Raw genomic sequence first — 2,926 nt, 5'->3', positions numbered from 1 at the left:
CCAAAGAGTCATAATCACCGTGCAGAGCAACTAGGTCGTGCATGCATTGGGCATAGTCTTTTGCCGTTCGCCGCTCGGTGAGCTTGACCTTCCGCCAGGGGCGATGCACGTCGAAAAGAACAAAGAGATTGACCGTCCCATTGCGACGATATTCGTAGTCGTAACGTTCGAGCCGGTCCGGCCTTGGCGGAATTGGCTGACGGACCTCGCCATCAGTTGCACGGGGCTTTCGTCGAAGCACACCACCGGCCTGCTCGGATCGGGTGCCTCGGCATGGAGATCGAGCACGTTCTCCATACGGGCGACGTATTCGCCATCGACCTGCGGAATGCACCACATGTCCTTGCGCCAGGGTTTGAGGTCATTCTCAGCCAGACGTCGCCGGACCGTCTCGCGCGATAGGCTTTTGTGTTCGGTGAGCTTGACGAGCGTCCCCGCCAGCAGTTCGAGCGTCCAGCGCGAGCGGCCCTTTGGAGGGGCCGCACAGGCGGTCGCCACCAGCAAGGCTTCTTCCTTGCCGGTCAGCTTGCGTTCCGCTCCGGGTCGCGACTCCTCGCTCAGCGCCCGTTCCAGATTGCCTTCCACGAAGCGGCGCTTGGTCCGGTACACGGTCGAGCCGCTCACACCGACGCTCCTGGCGATCTCTTCGTCGCCCACCCTGGCATCAGCAGCCAGCAAAATCTGGGCGCGCTTGAGCTTGCGAGAGGCGTGCTTGCCTCCGCTGAGCAGCGCCTTGAGTTCGCCGCGCTCGACTTGGCTGAGTTCGACCCGATAGCGTACATTCATGCTGGCCTCCCTGAGAGGCTGGCACGAACAACTGAATCGGATGGCCGGCGTGAGTCCTTCGGCAAAAAACTTCATGCCCAAGCAGGGGCAATACCTAGCCTGTGGATCCTCAACAGGTTGCTCCCGGTTAGACCGAGGCTGCGGATCGGTGGCTTTGAGTCGAGACTGCCATGAGGTCGGTGCCAGTTGTATCGGTGAAGCCATCTTGGCAACTCGGCGGCACGTTCTTTTGAGGTGCTGTAAGCCTGGGCATAAGCCATTCGCGCAAGCTGGTTTGGATGAAGCGTTCGGCCTTGCCGTTGGTCTTGGGCGTATAAGGCTTGGTGCGGATGTGCTTGAGGCGCAGATGGTTGCAGGCTCTACGGAAGGCTATGGATTTGTAGCAGGCGCCGTTGTCGGTCATGACACGCTCGACCGTTACCCCGAGGCTCGCATAGTAGGCAACAGCCGCCTTGAGGAAGGCGACAGCACACCCCTTTTTCTCGTTCTTCATGACCTGACTGAAGGCGATCCGGGACGCATCGTCGATGCAGACATGGACGTACTCCCAGCCCGGCCCCTTGCCACGGGAGCGCTGGTTGCTCTGGCGGGTTCGATCGCCGGTGATGCGATGGCCGATCCGGTTGCATTTGCCGAGCTTTTTGATGTCGATGTGAATCATCTCACCCGGGTTCGCGCGGTGATAGCGTCGGATCGGATCGGCCGGCTCCAGCGCCGAGACCGAGAGCCGGTTGAGGCCCAACCGCCGCAGGATCCGGCTGACGGTCGCTGCCGATACACCGACCTCGACGGCGATCTGCTTGCCGGTGTGGCGCTGCCGGCGCAACACCTCGACTGCTGCGCACGTGGCAGGCAGGGTTTGGCCTGGCAATGAAAGAGGTCTGGAGGAGCGATCTCGCAATCCATCCATACCTTCCGCGCGGAACCGTTCGCCCCATTTGGCGACCGTTTTCGTTGTGGTGTTGAATTGAATTGCGGCCGCGGCCTCGTCACGCCGCCTTCGATCACGCTCCGCACCATTGCCTCTCGACCTTTCGGCGTCAGAGGCGCATTCTTATGGGTATCCATTCGGTTCTCCCCTCGGAATCTGAAGCTTCGGCAACCTCAGCTTCCTCGGTCAGGGCCGAATGGACAACCTCCTGAAAGCTCACACCTAGCAACAGCGACGAGAAGGGCCTCATCATCGTCAATACCGACGCGGGCAAGGGAAGATCCTCCTCGGCCTTTGGCATGATCCTGCGGTGCATCGCTTTCGCGGCGTGGTCGTGCAACTCATCGAATGGTGCGTGGGACACTAAAGCGGGATGAGGCTAGCTTGAACCGGTTTGGGACTCCCAAATCAACGTGTATCTGATTCACCATGCTGGCTGGAAGGAGGTCAGCATGGATGGGCACGCCTTACTCTCTGGATCTTCGCAAGCGTGTTGTAGCCGCGGTCGAGGGCGGGATGTCGCGCAATCAGGCAGCCAAAGCGTGGTGGCTGGTCTTCATCGATGAGGCCTGGACGCGGACCGATATGGCGCCCTTGCGGGGATGGGCGCCGCGCGGGCGCAGACTTCCTGCCAAGGTTCCCCACAGGCGCTGGAAGACCATGACCTTTCTGGCCGCCCTGCGCCATGACCGGATTGATGCACCATGGTTCATCGAAGGACCGATCGATGGAGAGTGCTTTCGGACCTATGTCGAGAAGGTTCTCCTGCCGACCCTTCGTCCCGGCGATATCGTCGTCATGGACAATCTCGGCAGCCACAAAAGCAAGATCGTGCGTCGGCTTATCCGTTCCGCCGGTGCCAAGCTGTTCTTCTTGCCAAAATACTCACCAGACCTGAACCCGATCGAACAGGTCTTTGCCGAGCTCAAACATCTGCTCCGAAAGGCCACCGTGCGGACCGTCGATACGGTCTGCGGCGCCATCGGTGAAGTTCTGACAGCATTCAATCCTGTAGAATGCGCAAACTACCTCAAAAATGCAGGCTATCGAACCTAGTGTCATCATGCTTTAGCGCGCGGTTGATTCAGCTAAAAGGAGTCCCCCGCGCCGAGGAGAATTAGTCGCCCGTGAAGAAGTCTGATTTCAGCTTGGGACGAGCTGAAATCGGAGGATGAGCCTGACCAGGATTTGGTGCAACAAAAGCTCCAG

Annotated in this window: 4 pseudogenes; 2 read left to right on the top strand and 2 right to left on the bottom strand. The window is 59.8% G+C overall.

The features are described from left to right. A pseudogene (locus K288_RS49070) lies at positions 1-786 on the bottom strand (IS630 family transposase); the annotation flags it as partial. Between the two features lie 71 nt (positions 787-857). Further along, positions 858-1,854, bottom strand: a pseudogene (locus K288_RS49065) (IS481 family transposase). 75 nt (positions 1,855-1,929) lie between these two features. Between K288_RS49065 and K288_RS55390 the strand changes: the two are divergent. Further along, positions 1,930-2,037 (top strand): annotated as a pseudogene (locus tag K288_RS55390) (cob(I)yrinic acid a,c-diamide adenosyltransferase); the annotation flags it as partial. A gap of 229 nt (positions 2,038-2,266) precedes the next feature. Continuing rightward, positions 2,267-2,773, top strand: a pseudogene (locus K288_RS0142970) (IS630 family transposase); the annotation flags it as partial. Positions 2,774-2,926: the final 153 nt, after the last annotated feature.

The sequence above is a fragment of the Bradyrhizobium sp. Ai1a-2 genome (assembly GCF_000426245.1).
In the GTDB taxonomy this organism is placed as follows: domain Bacteria; phylum Pseudomonadota; class Alphaproteobacteria; order Rhizobiales; family Xanthobacteraceae; genus Bradyrhizobium.
Note: the sequence above shows the minus strand (reverse complement) of the source record. Positions and strands in the feature narration are given on the sequence as shown.